This is a genomic window from Ferroglobus sp., assembly GCF_015521575.1.
GTDB lineage: Archaea > Halobacteriota > Archaeoglobi > Archaeoglobales > Archaeoglobaceae > Ferroglobus.
The window spans coordinates 1-4,193 of sequence record NZ_WANY01000035.1 but is presented as its reverse complement, the minus strand read 5'-3'; the positions used below and the strand labels follow the sequence as shown (position 1 = coordinate 4,193).

Sequence of the window (4,193 nt, the reverse complement as noted above, 5' to 3'; positions counted from 1 at the left end):
CTCTTCTAAGAATAAAACTTATGAAACTTGAAGCGGTGAAGATAGAAAATCCGGAGAACAAGTACCAAGTAATTATCGGGCAGGCGAACTTTACAATTTTCACCTGCGACGACATCTTCAGAGCTTTGCTAACGGCTGTGCCGAACATAAAGTGCGCTGTAGCTATGAACGAAGCGGCTCCAAAACTAACGAGAGTAACTGGCAACGACGAAAAGCTCAAAGAATTGGCTGCAAAAAACGCGTTAAACATCGGAGCAAGCCACGTTTTCGTCGTTTTCGTAGAGAACGCTTTTCCGATAAACGTTCTTAACACCATAAAACAGCATCCAGCTGTCTGCAACATATACGCTGCTTCTGCCAATCCGATGGAGGTGATAGTAGCTGAAACTGAGCTTGGAAGGGCTGTTCTTGGAGTTGTGGACGGACAGGCTGTAAATGCTATAGAAAACGAAGAACAGAAGAGGGAAAGGAGAGAGCTGGTCGAAAAACTCGGATACAAACTTGACTAAGCAGCCGAAACTATCTTTATCACATCGTTGTGTTTAAGTTCGTAATCTTCTGAGATTCTCCTCTTCTTTTTTGCATCTATTGCGTAGATGTACTTTTCTCCGATTTCTGTGTGAATTTTGTAGGCAAGTTCCCTTGCGGTAGTCCCTTTTTTTACGAGCAAAGCATCCGGCAAAACGTTGCCTTTCGTGTCGGTGTACTTGTTCTCGTCCTCGACCGGATAAACCACGATATAATTTAGCTCATCGAAAACCACCTTGTTTATGATCCTTTGAACCCCCGTTCCTCCGAATCTTTTCATGAAATTTCTGATTTTCTCAAGTAGGTTTCTCTGCTTCTCGTTGAGTTCTTTCAAGATTTTGAAATCTTCATCCCCGGGAAGGTACTTGATGTAGTTGTTTTTCGCCGCCATCCTTAAAGCCAATTCGTAGTAAGCTGAGCACGGTATTGCGCCGATTTTTATGAGTTTACTAATGAACTCCTCTGGAGCTTTGTCGGCTTTGTTTGCCGCTATTATCGATTTAAATCTAATCTTTCTGAGCTTTTTAGCTAAAGATAGCAGCTCTTCATCGCTAATGCTGAATATATCCACATTCCTCGTCGCCTCTTTTACCATAACCTCATTGAATCCCAGTCCAGCCAAATTTTCAGCCAAGTACTTTGCCGGGTCTCTCTTCTCCATGCGAATTCTCCTGATAATTTTGTCCCAATTTCTCTTTAAAATTCCGAAAAGCCACATGTCCAGCTCTTCTTCCAAAAACTTCACGTCTTTTATCGGATCTCTCGCTCCCACTTCAACCACGTTTCCCTCTTCATCAGTTGATCCGCTTGCGTCCACTACATGAATGATCGCATCAGCCTGCCTTAAGTTGTCAAGGAAAGCATTTCCCAGACCTCTACCCTTATGAGCCTCCGGAACTAATCCAGCAACGTCTATGATTTTTACCGGAATGAACCTCCACCCCTCAACGCAGTTTCCGCAGGGATAGACGTTAAGCTCTTTGCAAACGCACTCAACTCTAACGTGAGCGACACCGACATTCGGCTCTATCGTCGTGAAGGGATAATCCGCTATTTCCGCATCGGCCATTGTTGAGGCTCTGAAAAAAGTGGATTTTCCGGCGTTTGGCTTTCCGGCTAAGCCGATTTCTATCATCTAAGTCCCCACCTCTCGTACTCTCCTGCTTCTCTTGTTCCAATTAAAGATCGCAAGAGCGTTTTGTTACTCTTCAGAAAGTTTGCAAACTCCCTCGTTATCTCACCTTTCTTTTCGAAGTACTCTATAATCTCGATCGCCTCATCTTCAGTTTTGCACCTTTCCAAGTGGTCCAAAACATCAGGAACTTTGGCTGACTCTATCTCCCGATACAGGTTCGGAAACATCCTCCTGAACTTCTCTCTGTCCCAGCTCATCAATTTTGATCAACTCCGGAATCTCAACATTCTCCTTAATCCACACACCTTTCCTTCCCACAATACTCCCCTCAACGCTGCAACCTTCCTCCATGAAGACTTCTTCCCCTCTTACGAATCCGTAAATCTCGCTTTCCCTTGCGATGTAGACCTTTCTACCCTCCACCGCTCCGTGTACCTTCGAAGAAGTTATAGCGATATCTCTCCCCTTAACACTCCCGAATATCTCGCAGTCCCTCAGCAGTATATTCTTCCCCCTGAGGTTTCCGACAACTCTCGAAGATGCTATCTCAGCGTTTGCATTCAGTTCGATGAACTCTAAAGAAAGCTTGCTGTTTTCCGGAATTATCAACGGATTTTCGAAGTCCTCTTCAAAGAGTTTTTCCACCTCTTCAATCCTCCCAAGTCTCAGAAGTTCGAGTATGTAAACGAAAAGGAAAATTATTATTGGAAGGGGATCTTGAATCGTTATCAAACCCTTTGCTTCGAACCCTTCCTTTATCCTAACATTCCTGCCAATCTCCAAATTTCCGTAAACGACGAGCTTTCCATTTATCGAAGAAAATTCTCCTATGTATGCGTCTCCCTTGCAAAAAACGCTTCCGTCAATCGTTACCCAAGAATCGAGCCTTACCTCCTCGCAAACTACATCTCCCTTAATGTGACACCTCTCTCCTATAACGACTTTCCTTCCAGAAACGCCGTAGTCGAGTTTGGAGTTCGCTCCTACTATCACGTCTCCTTCGTGGTAAAGCATCCCCTCATCGAACTTCGCTGAGTTGACCCTGAAAACTTCAAGCATAGTTTGCCTTAAGCTCCAAACTTTTTAGCTTTATCTATCAAATCAAGCACGATGTTCATAACATCCAGTCCCCTTATCCTGCAAAGCCCGCCTTTATAGGCTGTGAGCTCGTTGAATTCCTCGATATCGTCAACCCTCACGCCCTCGTAAACTATGGTTATCGGCACAGCATCGGCGGTGTGCTCTTTGATTGTCACCGGCGTGCTGTGATCTCCGCATAAGACCAAGCAAACGTTGCTGAAGTCTAAATTAAGCACTGGCTTTAAAGCTCTGTCAATCTTCTCTATGAACTTCATCTTTCCTTCGAAATCACCGTCATGTCCGTATTCGTCGGTAGCTTTTATATGAAGAAGAACGAAATCGTGGGAGTTTAGAGCTTCCAAGGCAAGTTTAACCTTTAAATTTAAGTCGGTGTCCTTTCCACCGGTTATTCTTTCGTGTTCTATTACATCCCCTCCAAGAATTCTTCCAACTCCCTTTATCAGCGTCGTTCCGGCAACAACAGCAAGCTTCATTCCGTAACGCTCCTTAAAGCTTGGAACGTGGGGAACTTTTCCAGCACCTCTCAAAAGAAGGACGTTGGCTTTTAGTTCTCCTCTTTTCTCCCTTTCAATGTTGAAGGGATGGTTGTCAAGAATCTCGTGAGTTTTTTCCATGAACTCGTTAACGATTTTAGCCGTAAATTCAGCCTCTTCGCTAAGAGGAACGCATTTTTTCACTTTTTCTCCTATCTTTTTCGGATCTGTATCTGTTATCTTGTCCGACAAGTTCTCCCCTCTTAAAACGAGAGCTCCTCTATGTCCACTTCCCCTCTTTAAAATGAATTCCACTTCGAGCTTCACATTTTCGTTTATAGCTTCAACGAGTTCGTCCGTGTTGCTTATTCTCCCAGCCCTTCTGTCAACAACGACTTTATCGAAAACGCTTCCTTCCCCTTTTACAGTTCCGAAATTAACTCTAAAGGCGACATCTCCGGGCTTGACATCTATCCCGGCTCCAGCAGCCTCTATTGGTCCTCTACCCGTGTAGTATTTGTACGGATCGTAGCCGAGCAAAGCTAAATGAGAGGTGTCACTTCCCGGTCTTATTCCCGGAGCTATCGTGTCCATAATTCCGTTTATTCCTCTTTTGGCAAGTTCATCGAGAACTTCTTTGTTAGCAGAAGAAAGAGGAGTTTTTCCGTTGACGGGGCGATCTGAAACGCCGTCTATTACGATCATCAGAACCTTTTTCATGGAAGGAAAAAAGCGGTGTGGAATAAATTTTTTCCCCCGCAAGATTTAAATACCGTTTACCGAACACGTGTTCGAATGAAAGTAGGCTTACTCGGCTGCGGAAACCTCGGAAGGATAATTGTCGAAAATGCCGAAAAATTTGGAGTCGAAATAGTTTCCTTATATGATAAAGAATACTCAAAGGCGGTTGAGCTATCGAAAATTTGTGGAAAGCCGTGTAAAAGTTTTGAGGATTT

General features: G+C 44.0%; 5 protein-coding genes. 1 reads left to right on the top strand and 4 read right to left on the bottom strand.

What is annotated here, in order from left to right; genetic code table 11:
- The first annotated feature begins 20 nt into the window (after positions 1-20).
- Entirely contained in the window at positions 21-509 is a 489-nt protein-coding gene (locus F7C14_RS01400; RefSeq protein ID WP_367114308.1) for an adenosine-specific kinase, read from the top strand.
- Here F7C14_RS01400 and F7C14_RS01395 read toward each other — a convergent pair.
- Genes F7C14_RS01395 through F7C14_RS01380 form a run of 4 tightly spaced genes read right to left on the bottom strand, consistent with a single transcriptional unit; the run spans position 506 to position 3,957 of the window.
- Entirely contained in the window at positions 506-1,663 is a 1,158-nt protein-coding gene (locus tag F7C14_RS01395; RefSeq protein WP_290899079.1) for a redox-regulated ATPase YchF, read from the bottom strand. The genes F7C14_RS01400 and F7C14_RS01395 overlap by 4 nt on opposite strands.
- A complete protein-coding gene (locus tag F7C14_RS01390; protein ID WP_290899076.1) occupies positions 1,660-1,890 on the bottom strand; it encodes a DUF2095 family protein in 231 nt (76 codons plus the stop codon). The genes F7C14_RS01395 and F7C14_RS01390 overlap by 4 nt, the downstream gene beginning before the upstream one ends.
- Positions 1,844-2,722 (bottom strand): acyltransferase, encoded by an 879-nt coding sequence (locus F7C14_RS01385; protein ID WP_290899073.1) that lies wholly within the window; start codon positions 2,720-2,722, stop codon positions 1,844-1,846. The genes F7C14_RS01390 and F7C14_RS01385 overlap by 47 nt, the downstream gene beginning before the upstream one ends.
- 8 nt (positions 2,723-2,730) lie before the next feature.
- A complete protein-coding gene (locus F7C14_RS01380) occupies positions 2,731-3,957 on the bottom strand; it encodes a 2,3-bisphosphoglycerate-independent phosphoglycerate mutase (protein ID WP_290899071.1) in 1,227 nt (408 codons plus the stop codon).
- Positions 3,958-4,193 lie beyond the last annotated feature (236 nt).